Annotated in this window: 25 protein-coding genes and 4 tRNA genes; all 29 read right to left on the bottom strand. The window is 59.6% G+C overall.

Annotation, left to right across the window (positions count from 1 at the left end; all coding sequences use genetic code 11):
* The 29 genes from rpmC to ACW4DH_RS16725 all read right to left on the bottom strand — a co-directional run bounded on the left by rpmC (position 1) and on the right by ACW4DH_RS16725 (position 26,265).
* A complete protein-coding gene (gene rpmC, locus ACW4DH_RS16865; protein WP_459637566.1) occupies positions 1–192 on the bottom strand; it encodes a 50S ribosomal protein L29 in 192 nt (63 codons plus the stop codon).
* Entirely contained in the window at positions 192–605 is a 414-nt protein-coding gene (rplP, locus tag ACW4DH_RS16860) for a 50S ribosomal protein L16 (RefSeq protein WP_459637565.1), read from the bottom strand. The genes rpmC and rplP overlap by 1 nt, the downstream gene beginning before the upstream one ends.
* 15 nt (positions 606–620) lie before the next feature.
* On the bottom strand, positions 621–1,325 hold the full coding sequence (rpsC, locus tag ACW4DH_RS16855) for a 30S ribosomal protein S3 (RefSeq protein ID WP_459637564.1): 705 nt from the start codon (positions 1,323–1,325) through the stop codon (positions 621–623).
* Between the two features lie 11 nt (positions 1,326–1,336).
* Complete coding sequence (rplV, locus tag ACW4DH_RS16850) at positions 1,337–1,669, bottom strand: 50S ribosomal protein L22 (RefSeq protein WP_459637563.1); 333 nt, start codon at positions 1,667–1,669, stop codon at positions 1,337–1,339.
* Between the two features lie 18 nt (positions 1,670–1,687).
* Positions 1,688–1,963 (bottom strand): 30S ribosomal protein S19, encoded by a 276-nt coding sequence (gene rpsS, locus ACW4DH_RS16845; RefSeq protein WP_027337511.1) that lies wholly within the window; start codon positions 1,961–1,963, stop codon positions 1,688–1,690.
* A 22-nt stretch (positions 1,964–1,985) separates the two neighbouring features.
* On the bottom strand, positions 1,986–2,813 hold the full coding sequence (gene rplB / locus ACW4DH_RS16840) for a 50S ribosomal protein L2 (RefSeq protein ID WP_459637562.1): 828 nt from the start codon (positions 2,811–2,813) through the stop codon (positions 1,986–1,988).
* Between the two features lie 16 nt (positions 2,814–2,829).
* Positions 2,830–3,126: a 50S ribosomal protein L23 gene (rplW, locus tag ACW4DH_RS16835; RefSeq protein WP_459637561.1), complete on the bottom strand. Its 297-nt coding sequence runs from the start codon at positions 3,124–3,126 to the stop codon at positions 2,830–2,832.
* A complete protein-coding gene (gene rplD, locus ACW4DH_RS16830) occupies positions 3,123–3,731 on the bottom strand; it encodes a 50S ribosomal protein L4 (RefSeq protein WP_459637560.1) in 609 nt (202 codons plus the stop codon). Before rplD ends, rplW begins: the two co-directional genes overlap by 4 nt.
* A gap of 14 nt (positions 3,732–3,745) precedes the next feature.
* Positions 3,746–4,384 (bottom strand): 50S ribosomal protein L3, encoded by a 639-nt coding sequence (rplC, locus tag ACW4DH_RS16825; protein WP_459637559.1) that lies wholly within the window; start codon positions 4,382–4,384, stop codon positions 3,746–3,748.
* A gap of 153 nt (positions 4,385–4,537) precedes the next feature.
* Positions 4,538–4,849 carry a 30S ribosomal protein S10 gene (gene rpsJ / locus ACW4DH_RS16820; protein ID WP_035470365.1) on the bottom strand — a complete coding sequence of 104 codons (312 nt, stop codon included), beginning with the start codon at positions 4,847–4,849 and terminating at the stop codon, positions 4,538–4,540.
* Positions 4,850–5,006: 157 nt separating this feature from the next.
* A complete protein-coding gene (gene tuf, locus ACW4DH_RS16815; protein ID WP_459637558.1) occupies positions 5,007–6,200 on the bottom strand; it encodes an elongation factor Tu in 1,194 nt (397 codons plus the stop codon).
* Between the two features lie 29 nt (positions 6,201–6,229).
* Positions 6,230–8,350 (bottom strand): elongation factor G, encoded by a 2,121-nt coding sequence (gene fusA, locus ACW4DH_RS16810; protein WP_459637557.1) that lies wholly within the window; start codon positions 8,348–8,350, stop codon positions 6,230–6,232.
* Between the two features lie 18 nt (positions 8,351–8,368).
* Positions 8,369–8,839, bottom strand: a complete 471-nt coding sequence (gene rpsG, locus ACW4DH_RS16805; protein ID WP_459637556.1) for a 30S ribosomal protein S7 — start codon at positions 8,837–8,839, stop codon at positions 8,369–8,371.
* Positions 8,840–8,949: 110 nt separating this feature from the next.
* The gene (gene rpsL / locus ACW4DH_RS16800; protein ID WP_459637555.1) at positions 8,950–9,321 is read right to left on the bottom strand and encodes a 30S ribosomal protein S12; all 372 of its coding nucleotides are present in this window, start codon (positions 9,319–9,321) and stop codon (positions 8,950–8,952) included.
* Positions 9,322–9,471: 150 nt separating this feature from the next.
* Positions 9,472–13,689, bottom strand: coding sequence for a DNA-directed RNA polymerase subunit beta' (rpoC, locus tag ACW4DH_RS16795; protein WP_459637554.1), 4,218 nt, complete (start codon positions 13,687–13,689; stop codon positions 9,472–9,474).
* An 83-nt stretch (positions 13,690–13,772) separates the two neighbouring features.
* On the bottom strand, positions 13,773–17,849 hold the full coding sequence (gene rpoB / locus ACW4DH_RS16790; protein WP_459637553.1) for a DNA-directed RNA polymerase subunit beta: 4,077 nt from the start codon (positions 17,847–17,849) through the stop codon (positions 13,773–13,775).
* A 236-nt stretch (positions 17,850–18,085) separates the two neighbouring features.
* A complete protein-coding gene (gene rplL, locus ACW4DH_RS16785) occupies positions 18,086–18,454 on the bottom strand; it encodes a 50S ribosomal protein L7/L12 (RefSeq protein WP_459637552.1) in 369 nt (122 codons plus the stop codon).
* A gap of 93 nt (positions 18,455–18,547) precedes the next feature.
* Positions 18,548–19,051, bottom strand: coding sequence for a 50S ribosomal protein L10 (gene rplJ / locus ACW4DH_RS16780; protein ID WP_459637551.1), 504 nt, complete (start codon positions 19,049–19,051; stop codon positions 18,548–18,550).
* 289 nt (positions 19,052–19,340) lie between these two features.
* Positions 19,341–20,033, bottom strand: coding sequence for a 50S ribosomal protein L1 (rplA, locus tag ACW4DH_RS16775; RefSeq protein ID WP_459637550.1), 693 nt, complete (start codon positions 20,031–20,033; stop codon positions 19,341–19,343).
* Between the two features lie 2 nt (positions 20,034–20,035).
* Entirely contained in the window at positions 20,036–20,467 is a 432-nt protein-coding gene (rplK, locus tag ACW4DH_RS16770; RefSeq protein WP_459637549.1) for a 50S ribosomal protein L11, read from the bottom strand.
* Positions 20,468–20,553: 86 nt separating this feature from the next.
* Positions 20,554–21,087: a transcription termination/antitermination protein NusG gene (gene nusG / locus ACW4DH_RS16765; protein ID WP_459637548.1), complete on the bottom strand. Its 534-nt coding sequence runs from the start codon at positions 21,085–21,087 to the stop codon at positions 20,554–20,556.
* 8 nt (positions 21,088–21,095) lie between these two features.
* Positions 21,096–21,464 carry a preprotein translocase subunit SecE gene (secE, locus tag ACW4DH_RS16760; protein ID WP_459637547.1) on the bottom strand — a complete coding sequence of 123 codons (369 nt, stop codon included), beginning with the start codon at positions 21,462–21,464 and terminating at the stop codon, positions 21,096–21,098.
* Positions 21,465–21,541: 77 nt separating this feature from the next.
* A tRNA-Trp gene (locus tag ACW4DH_RS16755) sits at positions 21,542–21,617 on the bottom strand.
* Positions 21,618–21,764: 147 nt separating this feature from the next.
* A tRNA-Thr gene (locus tag ACW4DH_RS16750) sits at positions 21,765–21,839 on the bottom strand.
* 6 nt (positions 21,840–21,845) lie between these two features.
* Positions 21,846–21,919: transfer RNA gene (locus ACW4DH_RS16745), tRNA-Gly, on the bottom strand.
* Positions 21,920–21,963: 44 nt separating this feature from the next.
* Positions 21,964–22,047: transfer RNA gene (locus ACW4DH_RS16740), tRNA-Tyr, on the bottom strand.
* Between the two features lie 114 nt (positions 22,048–22,161).
* Positions 22,162–23,001 carry a type III pantothenate kinase gene (locus tag ACW4DH_RS16735; RefSeq protein WP_459637546.1) on the bottom strand — a complete coding sequence of 280 codons (840 nt, stop codon included), beginning with the start codon at positions 22,999–23,001 and terminating at the stop codon, positions 22,162–22,164.
* On the bottom strand, positions 22,998–23,978 hold the full coding sequence (locus tag ACW4DH_RS16730; protein ID WP_459637630.1) for a biotin--[acetyl-CoA-carboxylase] ligase: 981 nt from the start codon (positions 23,976–23,978) through the stop codon (positions 22,998–23,000). Before ACW4DH_RS16730 ends, ACW4DH_RS16735 begins: the two co-directional genes overlap by 4 nt.
* A gap of 145 nt (positions 23,979–24,123) precedes the next feature.
* Entirely contained in the window at positions 24,124–26,265 is a 2,142-nt protein-coding gene (locus ACW4DH_RS16725; RefSeq protein WP_459637545.1) for a TonB-dependent receptor, read from the bottom strand.
* Positions 26,266–26,593: the final 328 nt, after the last annotated feature.

The following is a 26,593-nucleotide window of genomic DNA, read 5'->3' as shown; positions in this document are numbered from 1 at the left end:
TCAGTCACCTGCCTTCTCGTTAAGCACAGTCTTCACGCGGGCGATGTCCCGGCGTACCTGCTTGAGCAGATGGCTCTGGTTCAGCTGGCCGGTGGCCTTCTGCATGCGCAGGTTGAACTGCTCACGAAGGAGTTCGAACAGCTGCTCTTGCAGCGCCTCGACTGACTTCTCACGAATTTCCTGGGCTTTCATCACATCACCGTCCGTTTCACAAAGGTGGTGGACAGGGGCATCTTCTGCGCCGCCAGGGAGAACGCTTCACGCGCCAGCTCCTCGGAAACGCCTTCGATTTCGTAGAGCACCTTGCCCGGTTGAATCTGGGCGACCCAGTACTCGACGGAGCCCTTACCCTTACCCATACGAACTTCCAACGGTTTGTTGGTAATCGGCTTGTCCGGGAAGACGCGGATCCAGATCTTACCGCCACGCTTGACGTGACGAGTGATCGCACGACGACCCGCTTCGATCTGCCGAGCGGTGATCCGCCCACGGCCGGTGGCTTTCAGGCCGTACTCGCCGAAGCTCACCTTGCTTCCGCGATGTGCCAGGCCACGATTGCGGCCTTTCATCATCTTGCGGAATTTCATACGCTTGGGTTGCAACATCGCCTACACCTCCCCTTACCTGGAACCTTTCTTCTTGGGTGCGTTCTGCGGCTGCTGCGGCTGCTTGGCCTTAGCACGCACCTCTTCGATGCCCCCGAGGATTTCACCCTTGAAGATCCATACCTTGACCCCGATGACGCCGTAGGTGGTATGAGCCTCGTAGGTGGCGTAGTCGATATCCGCACGCAAGGTATGCAGCGGCACACGGCCTTCGCGATACCATTCGGTACGTGCGATCTCCGCCCCACCCAGACGTCCAGAGAGCATCACCTTGATGCCACCGGCGCCGAGGCGCATGGCGTTCTGCACGGAGCGCTTCATCGCACGCCGGAACATGACGCGACGCTCGAGCTGGCCGGCGATGTTCTGCGCGACGAGTGCGGCGTCAAGCTCGGGCTTGCGAACTTCCTCGATGTTGACGTGCACCGGCACGCCCATCATCTCGGTCACTTCACGACGCAGGCGATCGACGTCCTCACCCTTCTTGCCAATCACGATACCCGGACGGGCAGTATGAATGGTGATGCGTGCGTTATTCGCGGGACGCTCGATGTGAATGCGGCTCACGGAAGCGTTCTTCAAACGCTTTTCCAGGAAGCGACGCACTTCGAGGTCGTTGTTCAGCTTGTCGGCGTAGGCACCGCGCTCGGCGTACCAGACCGAAGTGTGGTCCTTGACGATACCCAGCCGAATGCCTGTCGGATTTACTTTCTGACCCATGTGGTCGACTCCTACTTCTCGGCTACCTTGACGGTGATGTGGCAGGTGCGCTTCAAAATGCGATCCGCGCGGCCTTTGGCGCGCGGCTGGATGCGCTTGAGCGTCATGCCCTCATCGACGCAGATGGTCGAGACACGCAGCTCGTCGATGTCCATGCCGTTATTTTCTTCTGCGTTCGCGATGGCGGACTGCAGCACCTTCTTGACCAGCTTGGCGGCCTTCTTCGGTGAGAAGGCCAGCAGGTTCAGCGCCTCGGCGACCGGTTTACCGCGCACCTGGTCAGCCACCAAACGGGCCTTCTGGGCGGATAAACGAGCGCCACGCAACTTAGCAGCGACTTCCATCTCTCAATCCTCTCTGGCTTACCGTTTGGCTTTCTTGTCCGCCACATGCCCGCGATAGGTGCGAGTGGCAGCGAATTCGCCTAGCTTGTGGCCAACCATTTCCTCGGAAACATGCACCGGGACGTGTTGGCGACCGTTATGGACCGCAATGGTGAGCCCAACCATGTTCGGCAGGATCATTGAACGACGCGACCAGGTCTTGATCGGTTTGCGGTCGTTCTTCTCCACTGCAGCCTCAACCTTCTTCAACAGATGAAGGTCGATAAAAGGACCTTTCTTCAGTGAACGTGGCACAGCCGTTACCCCTTAATGTCTGTTACTTGGCCTTGCGGCGACGAACGATCAGCTTGTCGGTGCGCTTGTTCTTGCGGGTCTTGTGGCCCTTGGTCGGGACACCCCACGGCGTAACCGGATGACGACCACCACTGGTACGGCCTTCACCGCCACCGTGCGGGTGATCCACCGGGTTCATCGCCACACCGCGAACTGTCGGACGCACACCGCGCCAGCGCTTGGCACCGGCCTTGCCGAGTTGACGGAGGCTGTGCTCGGAATTGCCCACTTCACCGAGGGTAGCGCGGCACTCTGCCAGAATCCTGCGCATCTCGCCGGAACGTAGACGCACGGTGGCATAGTTGCCTTCGCGAGCCACGAGCTGGGCGCTGGTACCGGCACTACGCGCGATCTGGGCACCCTTGCCGGGCTTGAGTTCGAGGCAATGCACGGTGGAGCCCACCGGAATATTGCGCAGCGGCAGGGCATTGCCCTTCTTGATCGCTGCATTGACACCAGACTCGAGAGTCTCGCCCACGCTTACACCCTTGGGTGCAATGATGTAGCGACGCTCACCGTCCAGATACTTCAACAGTGCAATGTTCGCACTGCGGTTCGGGTCATATTCCAGACGCTCGACGATAGCGGGGACGCCATCCTTGTTGCGCTTGAAATCGACCAGACGGTAATGATGACGGTGCCCACCGCCCACGTGGCGAGTGGTGATGCGACCGTGGTTGTTACGTCCACCGGACTTGGAGTTCTTCTCCAACAGCGCGGCATGAGGCCGGCCCTTGTAGATCTCGTCGTTGACGACTTTGACAACGTGACGACGACCGGCGGATGTGGGTTTGGTCTTAACTACTGCCATGATCCGTACTCCTGCCTTACTCGGCGCCAGAGAAGTCTTCGAGCGTCTCGCCCGCAGCCAGAGTCACATAAGCCTTGCGATAGCCCTTGCGCTGACCGAGGCCATGCTGGGTCCGCTTGGTCTTGCCTTTCATGTTCAGAACCTGAACTCCGGCGACCTTCTTACCGAATAATGTTTCAACGGCTTTCTTGATCTCGGGCTTGGTCGCGTCGCTCGCTACCTTGAACACGTACTGGTTGTTCTCGGCGGCGAAAGCAGCTTTCTCTGTCACGTGCGGCCCAAGCAGAACCTTGAATACGCGCTCCTGGTTCATGCCAGCTTCTCCTCGAATTTGCGCAGGGCAGAAACGGTCACCAGCACCTTGTCGAAGGCAACCAGACTGACCGGATCAGCAGCCGCGACGTCCACTACATCCACATTGGGAATGTTGCGGGCGGCGAGATACAGCTTCTCGTCGACTTCCTCGGTGACGATCAGCACCTTCTCGAGACCCAGCTCGCTGAGCTTGGCCACGAGCTGCTTGGTCTTGGGCGCATCGACAGCGAAAGCATCAACGGCTACCAGACGCTCCTGGCGAACCAACTCGGACAGAATCGAACGCATTGCCGCACGGTACATCTTGCGGTTGACCTTCTGGGAATGATCCTGCGGACGTGCCGCGAAGGTCACACCACCACTGCGCCAAATCGGAGAACGGATACTTCCCGCACGGGCACGCCCCGTGCCCTTCTGACGCCACGGCTTCTTGCCGCCACCGCTGACTTCGGAGCGGTTCTTCTGAGCACGCGTTCCCTGACGACCACCAGCCAAGTAGGCAGTGACCACCTGATGAACGAGCGCTTCATTGAATTCTTTGCCAAAGGTTGCGTCGGACACTTCGACGGTGCCGGCATCTGCACCTGCAAGATTCAGATTCATCGGTCTCATACCCCTCAGCGAGCTTTCACGGCACGGCGAACGATCACATCGCTACCCGGCGCGCCAGGAACGGCACCCTTGATCAGCAGAAGATTGCGTTCGGCGTCGACACGCACGATTTCCAGGCTCTGGACGGTAGTCCGGGCGTTGCCCATCTGACCGGCCATTTTCTTGCCTTTGAAGACACGTCCGGGAGTCTGGCACTGGCCAATAGAGCCCGGCGCACGGTGGGACAGAGAGTTACCGTGTGTCATGTCCTGGGTGCGGAAGTTCCAGCGCTTTACGGCGCCTTGGAAGCCCTTACCTTTAGAGGTGCCGGTCACATCGATCATCTGACCAGCTTCGAAGAGGGATACGGTGAATTCGCCGCCCACCTGCGGAACTTCCTCACCTTCAGCAAGGCGGAATTCCATCAGTGAACGACCAGCTTCGACACCCGCCTTGGCATATTGGCCTGCGGCCGCCTTGGACAGATGCTTGGCTTTGCGGGAGCCGGTTGTCACCTGAACTGCGCTGTAGCCGTCGGATTCGACGGTCTTGACGCAAGTCACGCGGTTAGGCTCAACCTCGATAACGGTTACGGGCACGGATGCGCCATCTTCGGTGAAGATACGGGTCATACCGCTCTTCTTACCGACCAAACCGATAGTCATGTTCAGTCTCCTATAGTGTACGGGGCTATCACCCGCTATGGCTGCCCTTTCCAGAGCATTCCACTAGCACATTGTATAACGCCATCCCGGCGTGGCGGCTGCTGCTTGGTGTATTGACGTTACCAGGCGCTGGGCCGCGAGTGACTAGTGTGGTTAGTCGAGCTTGATCTGGACGTCCACGCCGGCGGCGAGGTCGAGTTTCATCAATGCATCAACGGTTTTTTCCGTCGGCTCGACGATGTCGAGCACACGCTTGTGTGTGCGAATCTCATACTGGTCACGCGCATCTTTATTGACGTGCGGCGAGATCAGAATGGTGTAACGCTCACGATTGGTTGGCAGCGGAATCGGCCCCCGAACCTGAGCACCCGTCCGCTTCGCGGTATCCACGATTTCTTGTGCGGACTGATCGATCAGGCGATGGTCGAAAGCCTTCAACCGAATGCGAATCTTCTGGTTCTGCATTAGCCCTAAACTCCAATGGATGTCGACGGCGCGAGCCGTCTACCCACGCATTTAAAGGATGCGCATTATAGGCATGCTGACGCTGGGTGTCAAACATGCGCAGAAAGGGGGCTCCTCTCGGAGCCCCCTTCGACCATTAAGGCGTCTGTACTAAGACTTACTCAACGATCTTGGCGACAACACCGGCGCCTACGGTACGACCACCTTCGCGAATCGCGAAGCGCAGGCCGTCTTCCATGGCAATCGGTGCGATCAGGGTGACAACCATCTTGACGTTGTCGCCCGGCATGACCATCTCGACGCCTTCCGGCAGTTCACAAGTACCGGTAACGTCAGTGGTACGGAAGTAGAACTGCGGACGATAGCCCTTGAAGAACGGCGTATGACGACCGCCTTCCTCTTTGGACAGTACGTAAACTTCCGCTTCGAACTTGGTGTGCGGAGTGATGGAGCCCGGCTTGGCCAGAACCTGACCACGCTCGACGTCGTCACGCTTGGTACCACGCAGCAGAGCCCCGACGTTCTCACCGGCACGACCTTCGTCGAGCAGCTTACGGAACATCTCGACACCGGTAACGGTGGTCTTGGTGGTGTCCTTGAGACCGACGATCTCGACTTCGTCGCCAGTCTTGACGATGCCGCGCTCGACACGACCAGTCACTACGGTACCGCGACCGGAGATGGAGAACACGTCTTCGATCGGCATCAGGAACGGACGGTCGATGGCACGTTCCGGCTCCGGAATGTACTCGTCCAGGGACTTGATCAGGTTGGCAACGGCGGTGGTACCCATGCCGTTGTCGTCCTTGCCTTCCAGCGCCATCAGCGCGGAACCGACGATGATCGGCGTGTCGTCACCCGGGAAGTCGTACTCGTTGAGAAGTTCACGAACTTCCATCTCGACCAGCTCGAGCAGTTCTTCGTCGTCGACCATGTCGGCCTTGTTCAGGAACACGACGATGTACGGAACACCAACCTGACGGGACAGCAGGATGTGCTCACGTGTCTGCGGCATGGGGCCGTCAGCAGCGGAACACACCAGGATCGCGCCGTCCATCTGGGCCGCACCGGTGATCATGTTCTTGACGTAGTCGGCGTGCCCCGGGCAGTCGACGTGCGCGTAGTGACGCGTTTCGGACTGATACTCAACGTGGGCGGTTGCGATGGTGATACCACGCTCACGCTCTTCGGGAGCGTTGTCGATGGTATCGAAAGCACGCCAGTCACCACCGAAAACCTCGGCAGAGACGCGAGTCAGAGCCGCGGTCAGAGTGGTCTTACCGTGGTCGACGTGACCGATGGTACCGACGTTAACGTGCGGTTTGGAACGCTCAAATTTTGCCTTAGCCACTGCTATAACCTCTTTACGTTAGCTAACGGTTAACCGTTCTGGTTGATGACAGCTTCAACGACGCTGGACGGCGCCTCATCGTACTTCGCAAACTCCATAGAGTAGCTTGCACGGCCCTGGGTTTGAGAGCGCAGGTCAGTTGCATAACCAAACATCTCGCCCAGCGGCACCAACGCGCGGATGATCTTGCCAGTGGAAGAATCATCCATGCCCTGCACCAGACCACGCCGGCGGTTCAGGTCGCCCATGACATCACCCATGGACTCCTCGGGCGTGACGACCTCGACCCGCATTATCGGCTCCAGCAGAACGGCCTTGGCCTTTCTGGCGCCTTCTTTGACCGCCATGGAAGAGGCGATCTTGAACGCAGTCTCGTTGGAGTCCACATCGTGGTAGGAACCATCGAACAGCGTGACTTTGACGTCAATCATCGGATAGCCCGCGATGACACCATTTTGCAGCTGCTCGTAGGCGCCTTTCTCGACGGCCGGCACGTATTCCTTGGGCACCGTGCCACCTACGATTTCGGACGCAAACTTGAAGCTCAGCTCCTCGTCTTCGCCCTTGTCTTCGGCCGTCAATGGCTCGATACGCAACCAGACGTGGCCATACTGGCCGCGACCGCCGGACTGACGTACGAACTTGCCTTCCTGCTCGACCTTGCCGCGAATCGTTTCACGATACGCTACCTGCGGCTTGCCGATATTGGCTTCCACCTTGAACTCGCGACGCATGCGGTCGACGATGATATCAAGGTGCAGCTCACCCATCCCGGAGATGATCGTCTGTCCGGTCTCGACATCGGTCTTGACGCGGAACGACGGGTCTTCCTGGGCCAGCTTGCCCAGTGCGATCCCCATCTTCTCCTGATCGGCCTTGGATTTCGGCTCTACCGCCACCGAAATAACCGGATCCGGGAATTCCATGCGCTCGAGAACGATCTTGTTGTTCGGGTCGCACAGGGTATCACCGGTGGTGACATCCTTGAGCCCGACACAAGCGGCGATATCGCCGGCATAGAGCTCCTTGATCTCTTCACGCGAGTTGGAGTGCATCTGAACGATACGCCCGACACGCTCCTTCTTGTCCTTCACCGAATTGTAAACGCCGTCGCCTGACTTCAGGACACCGGAATAGACGCGAATGAAGGTCAACGTGCCGACGAAGGGGTCGGTGGCGATCTTGAAGGCCAACGCCGCGAAAGGCGCACTGTCGTCCGCTTCACGCGTCTCGATGGTGCCTTCCTTGTCGTCCAGCTCGCCTTCGATGGCCTTGACTTCGGTGGGTGACGGCAGGTATTCGATAACCCCGTCAAGCACCGCCTGCACGCCCTTGTTCTTGAACGCGGAGCCGCAGGTGACCAGCACGATTTCGTTGTCCAGGGTACGACGACGCAGACCGGCCTTGATCTCTTCCTTGGACAGGTCGCCTTCTTCGAGGTACTTGTCCATCAGCTCTTCCGAGGCCTCGGCAGCGGCTTCGAGCATCTGCTCGCGCCACTCGGCGGCGGTGTCCTGCAGCTCAGCCGGGATATCGGCTAGCTCATAGGACATGCCCTGATCGTCCTCGCTCCAGACGATGGCTTTCATCTCGAGAAGATCGACGACGCCCTTGAACTCGTCTTCCGCGCCCCAGTTGATCTGAATGGGCACGGCATTGGCACCCAGACGAGTCTTGAGCTGGTCGACGACCATGAAGAAGTCGGCGCCGGCACGGTCCATCTTGTTGACGAACACCATGCGCGGAACTTCGTACTTGTTGGCCTGACGCCAGACGGTCTCGGTCTGCGGCTGAACGCCGGAAGAGCCGCACAGCACGACGACAGCGCCATCCAACACGCGCAGGGAACGCTCAACCTCGATGGTGAAGTCAACGTGCCCAGGTGTGTCGATGATGTTGATGCGATGCTCATCGAACTGCTTGTTCATGCCCTGCCAGAAACAGGTGGTGGCCGCGGAGGTGATGGTGATACCACGCTCCTGCTCCTGCTCCATCCAGTCCATGGTGGCCGCGCCATCATGGACTTCGCCGATCTTGTGAGACAGACCGGTATAGAACAGGACACGCTCGGTAGTCGTCGTCTTACCCGCGTCGACGTGGGCCACGATACCGATATTGCGGTAACGCTTAAGTGGTGTCTTGCGTGCCACGATGGGATTCCCCGTTGTTTAGAAGCGGTAGTGTGAGAAGGCCTTGTTGGCATCTGCCATGCGATGCACGTCTTCACGCTTCTTCACAGCAGCACCCTTGCCTTCGGCGGCGTCAAGCATTTCACCGGCGAGACGCTGCACCATGGTCTTTTCACCACGATTACGCGCAGCATCTACCAGCCAGCGCATGGCCAGCGCCTGGCGGCGAGAGGGACGAACCTCCACCGGCACCTGATAAGTCGCACCACCGACACGGCGGGATTTGACCTCCACCATCGGCTGGATTGCCTCCAGCGCTCTGTCGAAGATGTCCAGCGGCACATCTTTACTACGCTCGGCAACCCTGTCCAACGCACCGTAGACGATGCGCTCAGCTATGGACTTCTTGCCGCTGACCATCAGGTGGTTCATGAACTTTGCCAGGCGCTCACTTCCAAATTTCGGATCAGGAAGGATCTCGCGCTTTGCAGCAACTCTTCTTCTAGGCATGATAAGCCCTCAGGTAGAAGGGTCTTTCAGGTAAACCCGAGACAGCCGTCGAGGCGCTCGACCTTACTCTTATCAGACCGATAATATCTGTGTTGACCGAGAAGCCCGAATCACTTCGGACGCTTGGTACCATACTTGGAACGGCCCTGCTTACGGTTCTGGACACCGGAGGTGTCGAGAGCGCCGCGTACGGTGTGATAACGCACACCGGGCAAATCCTTGACACGACCGCCACGAATCAGGACCACGGAGTGTTCCTGCAGGTTGTGACCTTCACCGCCGATATAGGAGGTGACTTCGTAGCCGTTGGTCAGACGAACACGGCACACTTTACGCAGTGCTGAGTTCGGCTTCTTCGGGGTCGTGGTGTAGACGCGGGTGCAAACCCCACGCTTTTGCGGGCAAGACTGCAGCGCCGGCACGTCACTCTTGGCGACGGGACGCTTGCGCGGCTTACGCACGAGCTGATTAATGGTTGCCATGGTTTATAGCTGACTCCAATGGTTGCCTTGGCCTTTATCAACGGCACAGGGCACACCTGCCCATTGATTAAAGGCTGCGAATTCTACTGGCTGGTGGCAATGGCAGTCAAGGCCAGCCGCCTTTTACAGCGGCCGGTCTTGATGCATGCCTTACAACTCGTCGTCATCCGAGTCGAGCGCGGTGAGCTGAGCGCCCAATTCCTGCTCGACATCGAAGGCCGACGGATGGAGCGTACGCTCGACGCCTTCGCGCTTGCGACGACGCTCCGCATGGTGGGTCAAGCCGGTACCGGCCGGGATCAGACGGCCTACCACCACGTTTTCCTTCAGGCCGCGCAGGTAATCGCGCTTGCCGGTGACTGCCGCTTCGGTCAGCACGCGGGTCGTCTCCTGGAAGGAGGCCGCAGAGATGAACGATTCGGTCGCCAGCGACGCTTTGGTGATACCCAGCAGCAGGCGCTCGAACTTGGCCGGGAACTTGTCTTCCTGCTGCAGGCGCGCATTTTCCTCGACCACCCGTACGTACTCGACCTGATCGCCGGGAATGAAGCTGGAATCGCCGGAATCGGTGATTTCCACCTTGCGCAGCATCTGACGCACGATGACCTCGATGTGCTTGTCGTTGATGCCCACGCCCTGCAGACGATAGACGTCCTGAATCTCCACGGTGATGTACTTGGCCAGCTCCGTGACGCCCAGCAGGCGCAGGATATCGTGCGGGTTGCTCGGCCCGTCGGAGATCACTTCGCCCTTCTCGACGGTCTCGCCCTCGAAGACTGCGATCTGGCGCCATTTCGGGATCAGCATCTCGAACGGATCGCCACCTTCCGGGGTGATCGTCAAGCGCCGCTTGCCCTTGGTCTCCTTGCCGAAGGTCACGGTACCGTCGATCTCGGCGAGAATCGCCGGCTCCTTGGGCTTGCGCGCTTCGAACAGATCGGCGACGCGCGGCAGACCCCCGGTGATGTCCTTGTTGCCCGACGCCTCCACCGGAATACGCGCGATGACCTCGCCCACGGCGCTGTCGGCACCGTTCTCCACCGAGATGATGGCGTTGCCCGGCAGCAGGTACTGGACCGGTGTATTGGAGCCCGGCAGGGTCACGTGCTCGCCGTTCTCGTCCTGCAGCATGATCATCGGACGCTTGTCGCGCCCCGCGGCAGGACGTGCCGCCGCCTCGATCACCTCGATGGAGGATAGCCCGGTCATCTCGTCAACCGTACGGTGAATCGAGATGCCCTCCTCCATGTCGATGAACTGTACCTTACCCTCGACCTCGGCGACGATGGGGTGAGTATGCGGATCCCATTTGGCGACCAGCGCACCCGGCTCGACATGATCCCCATCCTTGACCGACAGCTCGGCACCGTAGGGCAGCTTGTAGTACTCGCGTTCACGACCATGATCGTCGGCCACCGCCAGCGCACTGGAGCGCGACACCACGACCAAGCGGCCATTGGCGCGCTCGACGGACTTGATGTTGTGCAGGCGCACGGTACCGCCATGCTTGACCTGGACGCTGTCCGCCGCCGAGGCGCGTGACGCTGCCCCCCCGATGTGGAACGTACGCATGGTCAGCTGGGTTCCCGGCTCACCGATCGACTGGGCGGCAATAACCCCCACCGCTTCGCCGATATTGACCTGATGCCCACGCGCCAGGTCGCGACCGTAACAGCAGGAACACACGCCATGTGCGGTGTTACAGGCGATGGTGCTACGCACCACGATCTCGTCGACACCCATGGTATCGAGCCGCTCGCACCACGCCTCGTCGAGCAGCGTACCTCGCGGAATCAGTACTTCGTCGGAGGCCGGATCAACGACATCCTGGGCGACCACACGCCCCAACACACGCTGCGCCAGCGAAACGATGACATCGCCACCTTCGATGACCGGATGCAGCGTCAGACCTTCTTCGGTGCCGCAGTCGGTTTCGGTGATCACCAGATCCTGAGCCACGTCGACCAGGCGTCGTGTCAGGTACCCCGAGTTGGCCGTCTTCAGCGCCGTATCCGCGAGACCCTTACGCGCCCCGTGGGTCGAGATGAAGTACTGCAGAACGTTCAAGCCTTCACGGAAGTTCGCGGTGATCGGCGTCTCGATGATCGAACCGTCCGGCTTGGCCATCAGACCACGCATCCCCGCCAGCTGACGGATCTGGGCCGCACTACCACGCGCCCCGGAGTCGGCCATGATGAACACGCTGTTGAACGAGTCCTGCTCGACTTCGTTGCCTTCGCGGTCGACGACGGTCTCCTTGGAGATCCCTGTCATCATCGCCTTGGCCACCTTGTCGTTGGCCTTGGACCAGATATCGATGACCTTGTTGTACTTCTCACCCGCCGTCACCAGGCCTGAGGAGAACTGATCTTCGATCTCCTTGACCTCGTCCTCGGCGGCGTCGACGATCGCCTTCTTCTCGTCGGGAATGACGAAGTCGTTGACACCGATCGACGCCCCGGACCAGGTCGCCAGACGGAAGCCGGTGTACATCAGCTGGTCGGCGAAGATTACCGTGTCCTTGAGCCCCGCGCGGCGATAGACTTCGTTGATCAGCCCCGAAATCGCCTTCTTCTTCATCGGCTGGTCGACCAGCTCGAAGGGCATGCTCTTGGGCAGGATGCGGAACAGCAACGCACGCCCCACGGTGGTATCGAAGATTGACGTCTTCTCGACCAGCTCACCCCCGAGCTCTTCGGCCAGGTACTCGGTCAGGCGGACCTTGACCCGCGCATGCAGCGACACGCTGTGGGTACCGAAGGCACGCTCGACCTCGTTGAGGTTGGCGAACACCATACCCTCGCCCTTGGCGCCGATTTTTTCGCGGGTCATGTAGTACAGACCCAGCACCACGTCCTGGGACGGCACGATGATCGGCTCACCGTTGGCCGGTGACAGCACGTTGTTGGTCGCCATCATCAGCGCGCGCGCTTCGAGCTGGGCTTCCAGCGTCAACGGCACGTGAACGGCCATCTGGTCACCGTCGAAGTCGGCGTTGTAGGCCGCACATACCAGCGGGTGCAGCTGAATCGCCTTGCCCTCGATGAGCAGCGGCTCGAACGCTTGAATGCCCAGACGGTGCAGGGTCGGCGCGCGGTTGAGCAGCACCGGATGCTCACGGATGACATCGGCAAGGATGTCCCACACTTCCGGCAGCTCACGCTCGACCATCTTCTTGGCGGCCTTGATCGTCGAGGCCTGCCCCGACAGCTGCAGCTTGGAGTAGATGAACGGCTTGAACAGCTCGAGCGCCATCTTCTTGGGCAGACCGCACTGATGCAGACGCAGGGTCGGGCCCACGGTGATAACCGAGCGGCCGGAATAGTCGACGCGCTTGCCCAGCAGGTTCTGACGGAAGCGCCCCTGCTTACCCTTGATCATGTCGGCCAGCGACTTCAACGGACGCTTGTTGGAACCGGTGATGGCCCGGCCGCGACGCCCATTGTCGAGCAGCGCGTCCACGGACTCCTGCAACATGCGCTTCTCGTTGCGCACGATGATGTCCGGCGCATTGAGGTCGAGCAGACGCTTCAAGCGGTTGTTGCGGTTGATCACCCGGCGGTACAGATCGTTGAGATCCGAGGTCGCGAAACGGCCACCATCCAGCGGCACCAGCGGACGCAGGTCCGGCGGCAGTACCGGAAGTACCTCCATGATCATCCACGCCGGTGCATTGCCGGACTTGTAGAAAGCCTCCAACAGCTTGAGGCGCTTGGAGAGCTTCTTGATCTTGGTCTCGGAGTTGGTCTGCGGAATCTCTTCGCGTAGACGCTCGGTCTCCTCGGCCAGATCGATATCCTTGAGCAGCGCCTGGACCGCTTCGGCGCCCATGCGCGCGTCGAAGTCGTCACCGAACTCTTCCAGCGCTTCGAAATACTGCTCATCGTTGAGCAACTGGCCACGCTCAAGCGTGGTCATGCCCGGGTCGATGACCACGAAGCTCTCGAAATACAGCACCCGCTCGATATCGCGCAGGGTCATGTCGAGGAACATGCCGATACGCGACGGCAGCGATTTCAAGAACCAGATATGCGCCACCGGGCTGGCCAGCTCGATATGGCCCATACGCTCACGGCGCACCGCCGCCTTGGTGACTTCGACGCCACACTTTTCGCAGATGATACCGCGATGCTTCATGCGCTTGTACTTGCCGCACAAGCATTCGTAATCCTTGACCGGCCCGAAAATCTTGGCGCAGAACAGGCCGTCACGCTCAGGTTTGAACGTACGGTAGTTGATGGTTTCCGGCTTCTTGACCTCGCCATAAGACCAGGAGCGGATCATGTCCGGTGACGCGAGCGTAATCTTGATCGCGTCAAATTCTTCGGACTGTGCCTGCGATTTGAGGACTTTCACCAAATCTTTCATGGGGTCGGCTCCGTTGCGGAGTTGTCATGAGCGGGGCCCAAACAGCGGGCCCCGCGGACCGTCATTCTCGACAGCGTCAGGCCTTAGCCTTCCAGCTCGATATCGATGCCCAGCGAGCGGATTTCCTTCACCAATACGTTGAAGGACTCCGGCATGCCTGCCTGCATGGTGTGATCACCGTCGACGATGCTCTTGTACATCTTGGTACGCCCTTCGACATCGTCGGACTTGACCGTGAGCATTTCCTGCAAGGTGTAGGCCGCGCCGTAAGCTTCCAGGGCCCAGACCTCCATCTCACCGAAGCGCTGTCCGCCGAATTGCGCCTTGCCGCCCAGCGGCTGCTGGGTGACCAGCGAGTAGGAGCCGGTGGAGCGCGCATGCATCTTGTCATCCACCAAGTGGTTAAGCTTGAGCATGTACATGTAGCCCACGGTGACCGGACGATCGAACTTCTCGCCGGTGCGCCCGTCGGATAGCTCCATCTGTCCCGAATCGGGTAGATCGGCCAGCCTGAGCAGATGCTTGATCTCGTGCTCCTTGGCCCCGTCGAATACCGGCGTGGCAATAGGTACGCCACCGCGCAGGTTCTTGGCCAGGGTGATGACTTCCTCGTCGGTGAGCGAGCCAATATCCTCCTGCCGCGTTCCCGGAGTGTTGTAGACCTGCCCCAGGAACTCGCGGATTTCGGCAATCTGCTGCTCGCGCGCATCACGCAGCATGCGGTCCAGCTTATTACCCAGTCCGCGTGCCGCCAGCCCCAGGTGGGTCTCGAGGATCTGTCCCACGTTCATGCGCGAGGGTACACCCAACGGGTTGAGCACCACGTCGACGGGCTCGCCGGTATTGTCGAAGGGCATGTCTTCGATCGGCATGATCGCCGAGATAACCCCCTTGTTACCGTGACGACCGGCCATCTTGTCGCCCGGCTGGATGCGGCGCTTGACCGCCAGATAGACCTTGACGATCTTGAGCACGCCCGGCGCCAGGTCATCGCCCTGAGTGAGCTTGCGCTTCTTGTCCTCGAAACGCTCGTCCATCTCCTTGCGACGATTCTCCAACTGCTCGTCGGCCTGGGCCAGCAGCTCGTTGAGCGTCTCGTCCTGCAGGCGCAGCTTGAACCACTGCTGACGCGGCAGTTCGTCGAGATACTCTTCGGAGAGCCGATCATCTTTCTTGAGCCTGGGCCCGCCGTTGACCGGCTGATCCAACAACGTGCGCTTCAGGCGCTCGAAGGTGGCGTCCTCGGCGATGCGGTAGGTCTCCTGGAGATCCTTGCGCACCTCATCGAGCTGCATCTGCTCGATGGACAGCGCCCGCGAATCCTTCTCGACACCGTCGCGGGTGAATACCTGCACATCGATCACCGTCCCCTTCATGCCGGTCGGTGCGCGCAGCGAGGTATCCTTCACGTCCGAGGCCTTCTCGCCGAAGATCGCACGCAGCAGCTTCTCCTCCGGCGTCAGCTGGGTCTCACCCTTGGGCGTGACCTTGCCGACCAGGATATCGCCGGCGCCAACCTCGGCCCCGATGTAGACCACACCGGCCTCGTCGAGCTTGCCTAGTGCCGACTCGCCGACGTTGGGAATATCCGAGGTAATCTCCTCGGCGCCCAGCTTGGTGTCGCGCGACACACAGGTCAGTTCCTGGATATGAATGGTGGTGAAACGATCTTCCTGCACCACCCGCTCGGAGACCAGGATCGAGTCTTCGAAGTTGTAGCCGTTCCAGGGCATGAACGCGATACGCATGTTCTGCCCCAGCGCGAGATCGCCCATGTCGACGGACGGGCCGTCGGCAAGGATGTCGCCGATGGCCACCACGTCGCCCGGACGCACGATGGGGCGCTGGTTCTGGCAGGTGTTCTGGTTGGAGCGCACGTACTTGGTCAGGTTGTAGATATCGACGCCAGCCTCACCGCCGATGATCTCTTCCTCGTTGACCCGCACCACGATGCGCTTGGCGTCGACCGAGTCGATCACCCCGCCGCGGCGCGCCACGGCGCACACGCCGGAATCACGCGCGACGAAGCGTTCCATGCCGGTCCCCACCAGCGGCTTGTCGGCACGCAGGGTGGGTACCGCCTGACGCTGCATGTTCGAGCCCATCAGGGCGCGGTTGGCGTCATCGTGTTCAAGGAACGGGATCAACGCTGCGGCGACCGAGACCACCTGGCGCGGCGACACATCCATCAGGGTCACCTTGTCAGGCGCCATGAAGGTGGTCTCGCCCTTGTGACGCACCTGGACCAGATCGTCGACCAACTTGTTGCCTTCATCGACGGTGGCCGAAGCCTGGGCAATGATGAAGTCGCCCTCCTCGATCGCCGAGAGATGCACCACGTCATCGGTAAGCTGACGATCCACGACCTTGCGATACGGCGTCTCGAGGAAGCCGTAGCTGTTGGTGTGGCTGTAGGTCGCCAGCGAGTTGATCAAGCCGATGTTAGGCCCTTCCGGCGTCTCGATAGGGCACAGGCGACCGTAGTGGGTGGCGTGTACGTCACGTACCTCGAAGCCGGCACGCTCACGGGTCAGGCCACCCGGGCCGAGTGCGGATACACGACGCTTGTGAGTGACCTCGGAGAGCGGGTTGTTCTGGTCCATGAACTGCGAAAGCTGGCTCGAGCCGAAGAACTCCTTGACCGCCGCCGCCACCGGCTTGGCATTGATCAGGTCCTGCGGCATCAGGCCTTCGCTTTCGGCCATCGACAGACGTTCCTTGACCGCACGCTCGACACGCACCAGGCCTACGCGGAACTGGTTCTCTGCCATCTCGCCCACGCAGCGGATGCGACGGTTGCCGAGGTGGTCGATATCGTCGACGTCGCCGAAACCGTTACGAATGGCGATCAGCTCCTTGAGCACGTCAAGGATGTCGTCATTGACCAGGACGCCCGGACCTTCATCGCTGTCCCGGCGCAGGCGACGGTTGAACTTCATGCGACCGACACCGGATAGATCGTAGCGATCTTCGGTGAAGAACAGGTTGTGGAACAGCGTCTCGGCCGCCTCCTTGGTCGGCGGCTCGCCGGGACGCATCATGCGATAGATCTCGACCAGCGCCTCGAGCTGCGAACGCGTGGTATCGACCTTCAGCGTGTCGGAGATGAACGGTCCGCAATCGAGATCGTTGGTATACAGCGTCTCGAGAGACGTCACTCCGGCCTGTCCCAGCTTCTCGAGCAGTTCCGGAGTGATTTCGGTATTGCACTCGCAGATCAGTTCGCCGGTATTGGGATCGACCTGATCCTTGGCCAGCGTCTTGCCAAACAGGTACTCCATCGGCACGTCGAGACGCTCGAGGCCCGATTTTTCCATCTGCTTGATATGCTTTTGGGTAATGCGACGGCCTTCCTCGACGATCAGGCTGCCATCGACATCCAGGATATCGAAGGTTGCAGTCTCGCCGCGCAGGCGCGAAGGCACCAATTCCACGGAGAAGCCAGACTTCTCGATGTGGTAGGTACTGGTGACGAAGAATGTCTCAAGGATCTCTTCGGAAGTCATTCCCAGCGCACGCAGCAACACCGACGCCGGCAGCTTGCGACGACGGTCGATGCGTACGAAGACGTTATCCTTGGGATCGAACTCGAAGTCCAGCCAGGAGCCACGGTAGGGAATGATCCGCGCGGAATAGAGCAGCTTACCGGACGAGTGGCTCTTGCCCTTGTCATGGTCGAAGAACACGCCGGGAGAACGGTGCAGCTGGGACACGATGACACGCTCGGTGCCATTGATGACAAAGGTCCCGTTCTCGGTCATCAGGGGGATTTCCCCCATATAGACTTCCTGCTCCTTGATGTCCTTGATCGCTTTGTTCGACGATTCCTTGTCATAGATGATCAGGCGCACCTTGACCCGCAACGGCGCCGAGTAGGTCACTCCGCGCAGCTGACACTCCTTGACGTCGAACGCCGGCGTACCGAAACGGTAGCTGACGTACTCAAGGGCAGCGTTGCCGGAGAAACTCTCGATGGGGAACACGGACTTGAAGGCTGCGTTCAGGCCAACATCAAGACGCGCCTCGGGCGCCCGGTCCTGCTGGAGGAAGTCGTAGTAGGAATCAAGCTGGATGGCCAGCAGGTAGGGCACATCCATTACTTGTGGCAGTTTGCCGAAATCCTTGCGGATGCGTTTTTTCTCAGTGTATGAGTAAGCCATCTGTATTCCCCAGCTTGTTCACCATGGGTGACCGATGCGTGGTCGGCGCCACCTGGCGGGACGAACCCACCCCGTCAGGCGCTGACGGCAAGCCCCCATCGGAGGGCTCGCCGTCGAAATTCATCTAGCGGCGGTCTGACAACGCCAGGCTAGTCACAACAGAAAAAGGCCGGTAGCGGGAAGCCCGCCACCAGCCGTGGAAGCTTACGCAGCGCGCGAAGCCATGGACACAAGAGTTACTTGAGTTCCACGGTGGCGCCAGCCTCTTCCAGTTGCTTCTTGGCTTCTTCAGCATCGTCCTTGGACATGCCTTCTTTGATGGTTGCCGGCGCGCCATCGACGGCTGCCTTGGCTTCCTTCAGACCCAGGCCAGTGATCGTACGAACAACCTTGATCACGTTGACCTTCTTGTCACCGGCGCCCGTCAGCACCAGGTCGAATTCGGTCTGTTCTTCAGCGGCTTCGCCCGCAGCGGCCGGGCCAGCGACGACGGCTGCAGCTGCAGAGACGCCGAACTTCTCTTCCATCGCAGAGACCAGCTCAGCGACTTCCATAACGGACATTTCAGCAACAGCGTTGATGATGTCTTCTTGAGTCAGTGCCATGATAATGTTCCTAAACTTTGCGGAGCGCGTCCCGGTGAGGTAGCGGCGCTCGATAAACCCATTGACGATTCAGACAATTCGCGGAGAAGGCGCTTACGCCGCCTCTTCCTGCTTCTTGTCACGCAATGCTGCGAGGGTACGGACCAGCTTGCCGGCAGAAGCCTCCTTCATGACCGACATCAGCTTGGCGATCGCCTCATCGTACGTCGGCAACGTGGCCAGACGATCAAGATCGGAAGCCGGAATCAGCTCGCCTTCGTAAGCCAGCGCTTTGACTTCGAAGTCCTTCTGCCCCTTGAGGAACTCCTTGAACAGACGGGCAGCAGCGCCCGGATGCTCATAGGAGAAAGCCAGCAGGGTCGGACCCGAGAAAGTCTCGTCCAGAATCTCCCAAGGAGTTCCGGACAGAGCGCGGCGTGCCAGTGTGTTGCGTACAACACGAATCTGGACGCCATTCTCGCGTGCCTGTTTACGCAGATCGGTCATCGCGCTGACAGTCACACCACGAGAATCGGCAACAACGACGGAGAGAGCGTCCTTAGCGGCTTCACTGACCTCAGCAACGATTGCCTTCTTGCCTTCGAGACCTAGTGGCACAGTGTTCACTCCTTCGTGCCGGGGCCATTCGTCACGCAAGCCCCGGTGGTTACCATCTCTCCCACTGCCTGACGGCAAGGGAGTCTTGGGCGATGGTGCTCACCAGCGAACTGGCGGGCCACACCATCTGCGCAGGCCACTCGACCTACCGGCCCTAGCCGATATCCCGAGCCATTAAGCCGCCGTCAGGCGGCACCTGCGGTCTTTGACGGTGCCCCGCCGACGCTTGTCGAGCCTGTACTGGCCGAAATAGCGCACGGGGACCGCAAAGTTACTGCTCGGTTGACCTTCAGGTCCACGCAGAGTGGTCGACGGTCAGACCCGGGCCCATTGTCGTGGACAGGGTCATTTTCTTGAAATAGATACCCTTGGACGTGCTGGGCTTCAGACGCTTGAGATCGTTGAACAGCGCATCCAGGTTGCCGCGAATGGCCTCGGCGGTGAAATCCACCTTACCCAGGTTGGTGTGGATGATACCGTTCTTGTCGGTACGAAAACGCACCTGGCCCGCTTTGGCATTACGCACGGCGGTGGCGACGTCAGGCGTCACGGTACCCACCTTGGGGTTGGGCATCAGGCCGCGCGGGCCGAGAATCTGGCCCAACTGACCAACGACACGCATCGCGTCGGGCGAGGCGATAACGACGTCGAAGTCCAGATTGCCTTTCTTGACCTGTTCGGCCAGATCGTCCATACCGACGATGTCGGCACCCGCTTCCTTGGCTGCATCAGCGGCAGCGCCTTGAGTAAACACCGCGACACGGACGTCTTTACCCGTACCATTGGGCATGACGGTAGCGCCACGCACGACCTGGTCGGATTTACGCGGATCGACACCGAGGTTAATGGCCACCTCGACGGATTCCTTGAACTTGACCGTAGAGACCTCGGCAAGCAGCGCGACCGCTTCTTCCAGTCCGTAGACCTTGGACGCATCGACTTTCTCGCGGATCATCTGAGCACGCTTGGACAGTTTCGCCATGATCAGAGTCCCTCCACATTGAGGCCCATACTACGGGCGCTGCCAGCAATGGTACGAACCGCCGCGTCAAGATCAGCAGCCGTCAGATCCGGCTCCTTGGTCTTGGCGATATCTTCGAGCTGCTCGCGGGTCACGGTGCCGACCTTGGTCTTGTTCGGCACGCCAGAGCCGGATTTGATGCCGGCTGCCTTCTTCAGCAGCACGGCCGCAGGCGGCGTCTTGGTCACGAATGTGAAACTACGGTCGGAATAGACGGTGATGACGACCGGCGTCGGCAGACCCGGCTCGGCATCCTGCGTAGCCGCATTGAAGGCCTTGCAGAATTCCATGATATTGACACCGTGCTGACCCAGTGCCGGGCCAACGGGGGGACTCGGGTTCGCCTTGCCAGCTGCAACCTGCAGCTTGATGTAGGCTTGAACTTTCTTCGCCATGATACACTCCAGTTGGGTATTAGCGCCTTGCGGCTCCCCGGGTTATAGGCCGGCGCCCTGTTATCAGGGCGCATTCACACTCCGGTTTACTCTTTCTCAACCTGTGAGAATTCAAGCTCTACCGGGGTGGAACGGCCGAAGATAAGCACGCTGACCTGCAGGCGGCTTTTCTCGTAATTGACTTCCTCGACGGCACCGTTGAAATCGGCAAACGGCCCATCGACGACACGCACCATCTCGCCCGGCTCGAAGAGCGTCTTGGGACGGGGCTTGTCGCTACCATCCTGCACGCGCAGCAGAATGGAATCCGCTTCTTTCTTGGTAATCGGCGCAGGCTTTTCCGGCGTACCGCCGATGAAGCCCATAACGCGAGGCGTTTCGTTGACCAGATGCCATGTCTCGTCATTCATTTCCATCTCGACCAGCACATAGCCGGGATAGAACTTGCGCTCACTCTTGCGGCGCTTGCCGTCGCGCATCTCAACGACTTCTTCGGTTGGCACCAGGATCTCGCCGAACTGATCCTCCACGCCATACAGCTTGACCCGCTCGATTAACGAGCGCATCACATGCTTCTCGAAGCCGGAATAGGCGTGAACGACATACCAACGCTTGGACATGGAAACTCCTAACCAATAATGCCGGACATCGCCCAGCCAAGAGCCGTGTCGATCAACCACAGCATTAGACCTACCACCAGCACAGCCGCCAGTACGATCAAGGTCGTTTGCAGGGTTTCCTGACGCGTCGGCCAGACCACGCGCTGGATTTCTTTACGCGAATTACGCGCCAAGTCCATCAGCGCCTGCCCCTTTGCAGTGGTCAATGCGATAGCGGCAGCGGCGGCACCTAACACCACCACACCCAACACGCGATACAGCAAGGCCTGATCGGCAAAATAGGCATTACCGGTGACGGCGAGCCCAACAAGGATGACGACAGCCGCCCACTTGGCCACGTCGTGGCGCGAACCCTGCACCTCGGCGCTGTGTTTCATGGAAAGGAACTCCTCAAGTCAAGGCGCGGCAATCGAGAACAAGAAATTATAATGGAAATAGCCAGCCTGGGGAAGACTGGCAGGCCAGGAGGGAATCGAACCCCCAACCTGCGGTTTTGGAGACCGCTGCTCTGCCAATTGAGCTACTGGCCTGTATTTACTGCCTTCGCGGCGCTTCATCGCCTTGCAGCACGAGAAGAAACACCTATTCAACAGCGGGCGCTATGATAGCCAACACATTCAGGTTTGACAACCCCAACGTGCAAAGAAAAAGGCGGGCATGGCGCCCACCTTTCAAACTGGAGCTCATGGACGGATTTGAACCGTCGACCTCACCCTTACCAAGGGTGTGCTCTACCCCTGAGCTACATGAGCAAACACTGGAGCGGGCAGCGGGAATCGAACCCGCATCATCAGCTTGGAAGGCTGAGGTTCTACCATTAAACTATGCCCGCTACCTACTCTTACACCAACTCATCAGCGACGAGCCGGTAAAATCTGGTGGAGGGGGAAGGATTCGAACCTTCGAAGCTTTCGCGGCAGATTTACAGTCTGCTCCCTTTGGCCACTCGGGAACCCCTCCAACGTGGCGGCAAATATTACCACCTAGGACTGATTTGTCAAGCACTTACCAACTGTTCGTGTTTGCTTAACCAGACCTCCCCGAGGTCTCAACCCCGGAACGCGGCGTAGTGTGTCAAAGCAGCATGGAGAATGCAAGTCCCGTGCGTATTTTTTCCAGCGGGGCGGGGACCGGCACCCCCGGCGCACCGGAAAGGCGCCCGGCACGCTCGGCGCCTGTCAACGGAAAACAGGCTTCCAGCCCTGCATAGACCATATCCGGCCAGACAGCATGCGGCATCCTGATCCCTCGCGATACGACGCGAGCATCCCCCCCCGTCAGCAGCAACGGCAAGCTGACGCCTTCACGATCGCAGACTTCGCTATAGATGCGATTGACGGCGCTAACGGCCGCCATGTAGATGCCATGATTGACGGCTTCAATCGTATTGCGACCGGGCGCGAGCAGTTCATCCGCCTCACTGTCGGGATCGATGGCCACATTGCGCGTCCCCAGCTTGAGGCTTTCCTTCATCAGCCGCAGCCCGGGAAGGATATATCCCCCCAGATGACGGCCTCCTGGCAAGACGAAATCCATGGTAATCGCACTGCCGCAATCGACACTGCAACACCCTCCTGTTAGCTGATAACCGGCCAATGCCCCCATCCAGCGATCCACGCCAAGCCGCGCCGGCTCCTCGTAACCGCAGGTCACGCCGATGGCCTCGGGCACCGATCGGGCCACGTGTACCGCCCCGACACGGTGACGCAGCAGCGCTACCGTGTCCCGCAGCACCGCTTCGCGAGCCACACTGGAGATGCGCACCGCCTCGACCACGTCAAGGTCAGGAATATCTGCCCCTGGACGCCACTCCTCCCGCGTCCAGACCGCCCCACGCGAACGGATCTCACTGCTAGGAATATCCTTGAGACGCCACTTGGTTAATGTATTGCCGATGTCGAGATCAAGAATCATGAGAGTCCGCGCAAGCTGATTTCACCGCCGGCCAGCGTCTGCGTCCGGCCATCCTTGTGCACGAGCAGATTGCCCGCTGCATCCACCCCCTGGGCGACGGCCTGATAAACCGTCTGCCCCTGGTGCACCTCGATCGCCTCACCGGCATGCGCGTTGCGCTGATTCCATTCCTGGCGCCACGCTGCGAAGCCTTCCTGCTCGAAGCGTGGCAGCAGTTCCAGCAGCGCATCGATTATGGCAGCCGTTAATCTACTGCGGGAAATCTCGGGTACGACATCGCGCAGCCCGGCGGCGGGCTGCGCGATGCCATCTTTCAGCGCCTCGGGCAACGTCACGTTGAGCCCGATCCCGATGACCACCTCACAAGGGCCCGCAACGTCCCCGCTGACCTCGAGCAGGATTCCAGCCAGCTTGTAGCGCTGCCCGGCCTCCACCAGCAGTACGTCATTGGGCCACTTGAGCGCGACCTGAGCCCCGAGGCGCTCCAACACTTGCGCGAGAGCCACCCCGACAGCCAGACTTAGCCCTTCGAGCGCGGCAACTCCGCTTTCAAAACGCCACCCTATGGAAAAGAGCACCGCGCCTCCCCAAGGGGCCATCCAGTTGCGCCCACGTCGCCCGCGTCCTGCGGTCTGGCTTTCGGCCAGGCAAACTTCGGCATGTCCCGCTCCCTGCTGGAAACGCTCACGCAGAAAGCTATTCGTCGAAGGCAGCGCATCTTCGATGAACAGCCGCGTCAGGCCACGCCGGGAATGAGCTGTCAGCTCACTGACGATTCGTGTGCCATCCAATAGGTCAAGCGGCTGCGACAGTCGGTAACCCCGCCCCTTTACCGCTTCGAGCGGAAGCTCCATAGCCTCAAGTTTCTTGAGCTGTTTCCATACCGCTGTACGTGACACACCCAGCGCTTCGCCCAGCTGCTCTCCAGAATGATAATCACCGTCACTCAACAGACGGATCAGATCGCCGATGGTCATCAGTTGCCCCTGCCGGGAAAACCCCCATTCTAGCGGAACCATGCCATCCGCGGGAGCGTCAACGACCAAAGTGGGTTCTCACAGGGACAAACGGGGCGATAGCGGATGCCCGCATCGCCCCGGATGTCCGCTCTGACGACAACAATCAATATTGTGCGGACCAGCTCAGAGTATAGGTACGTCCCCGTCCCTGATAGTCATACAGATAGGCAGGACCGTAACCGGGCGAGTAGAAGCCGACCGCACGCTGGCCCCATGGCGTGGAGTACTGCTCATCGAGAAGGTTGGCAACACCCAGGCTGAACTTGCCATAGTCCGTTTGTTGGCTGCCCAGTAGATCCAGTGTCGTGAAGCCTTCGATTTCACTGTCCTGATAATCCGTGTAGTCCCAGGCGTGATTGGCCTGCAACCGGACTGAGCGCCGGTAATCCGACCAGCCGGCATGCAGCGTGGCGGAGTCCTGGGAGGGATAAGGCGCCACGGTAATGCCGCGATCCTCCCATTCATCGTTGATCTTCTGCTCCGAAGTCAGCACATGCAGAGTACCGCCGACCTCCCACCCATCCCCGAAATAACGGGTTACCGACGCTTCTAGTCCATAATCACGACGGTCATCATCTACCTGGGCGATATTCAGATCCTCGTCCAACTCGATCGCCTTATCGGACCATGAATAATACAGTGCCGCCTGAGTCAGCCAGTCATTGCCGCGATAGCGCCAACCCAGCTCGACCTGACGAGTCTTGATCCCATCCAGCGGATTGTCGCTGACCGTCTGTCCCGCGCGACCGTAGTACTTAGATGGATCCGGCAGCTCGAAGCCTTCGCTATAACTGGACCAAACCTGATGCCCATTATGGAACTCGTACAAGGCGCCAACGTTGAAAAGAGCGACATCATAGTCGTTTTCACCGCCCGGCACGCCGTTGAAGTCATCAACTTCGACGTCCATATGCTGCTGACGAGCGCCCGCAGACAACTGCAGCGAATCGGTGACCCACCAGGCGCTTTGGACGAATGCCGCCATGCTATCGACCTCAAACCCGGGATAGCGCGGCTGCACACTGCTGGCCTCCTGCACCAACCCTCCAGTAGCGTCGGAGATGGCTTTGCTGAAGATCATCTGGCTGGCATCGAACTCTTCATGATCGAAATCCAGCCCATAAGTCACGTTTAGATTCGCGGTGGGATCGGCTGAGAACAGTCCTTTTATGCCGCTCAGCTTAGTGTTTTGCTTGGACGCGGCAAAGTAGTAACCGCCGTTGGTGCGGTCAGCATAGGGGAAGGGGTGGAAGGCAGCCTCCTCCTCTCGATGGAAGGCTTGTAGATAAAAATCCTGTCCCAGCAAATCGGCATGATGATAGTTGAGATTAACCAGCTTACGCTCGGTACGCGGCTCGCGATCGGTTGAGAAACCGTCACTGATTTCGGCGGCGTTCAGATTCGGCGTCGGCGCTGTGAGGTTAGGGTAGTACACACCTCGATCATCCTCATAACCCGAATCGTAAAGCTGAGCGGTCACGTCCAAGGTCTGCTGCGCATCGATGTTGAACGCCAGATTACCCATGATATCGATGCTACGGTTGCCCTGCAGGTCGCTCTGTGCAATGTCGGGAAATATCTCGTCCCCCCCCGCATCATGCTGGCGACCGTTATCCTGATATGCCACGCCGATACGCCCCTGCACCCGCTCGCTGCCACCCGCAACGCCTATGGCAGCACGCCGGTCAAGATCATCGTTATCATTCAGACCAGACGTCAGGCTCAATTCCGTCTCAAGGGTCGGCGCACCAGTATGCCCTTTCTTGGTGACAATATTGACGATGCCCCCCGTTGCTCCACCACCATAAAGGCTACTGGCGCCGGACAGCACTTCAACGCGGGCGATGTTGAACGGGTCAATGGAATCGAACTGTCGGGACAGACCACGGGAACTGTTGAGGGAGACGCCATCTATCAATACTTGAACGCTGCGGCCGCGCAGATTTTGACCGGCATTGGTACGTCCCTGAGGGCCAAAGTCCAGACCGGGCACCAGCTTCCCCAAGGCAGTCTTAAGATCGACGCCGGTATGGATCTGTTGCTGAATATCCTCTTCTTCCACGACCCACACCGTGCCGGGAATCTGGCTGATCTGCGAGGGTGTGCGTGAGCCCACCACCACCATGGTGTCCTGTTCTTCTGCCGCCTGCAGCGCCGTGGAGGCAAAGCCGGCGGTCATACTAACGGCAAGTACGCATCTCTTCATTGGAGTCCCCTGCGGATCGCATGTCGTTGTGAGTCGCATACTAGGGAACCCCAATAGCCTATTCAATGATAATCATTATTTTTTGCATCAAAAAAGAGTTCTTTGCTTCTGAAAGCGAAGCGCAGCCTGAGAATAAATTTCAGCGCGGGAGAGATAGAAGATCATGGTGGGCAGGCGCGTCCTGATGCCCACAAGGGCAAGGGGGCCACCTCCCACGAGGCGGGGCCGACGCATGTCCGACGAGGGCGGCCTGCCGGCAATCGCCGCGCTGGGGCCCCAGACGACAAAACCCCCGGCCTCTAGGAGGACGGGGGTTTCGGAAGAAGTGCCTGACGATGACCTACTCTCGCATGGGGAGACCCCACAC

The sequence above is a fragment of the Halomonas sp. WWR20 genome (assembly GCF_054602495.1).
The sequence above is the reverse complement of the archived record's forward strand: the minus strand, read 5'-3'. Positions and strand labels throughout refer to the sequence as shown.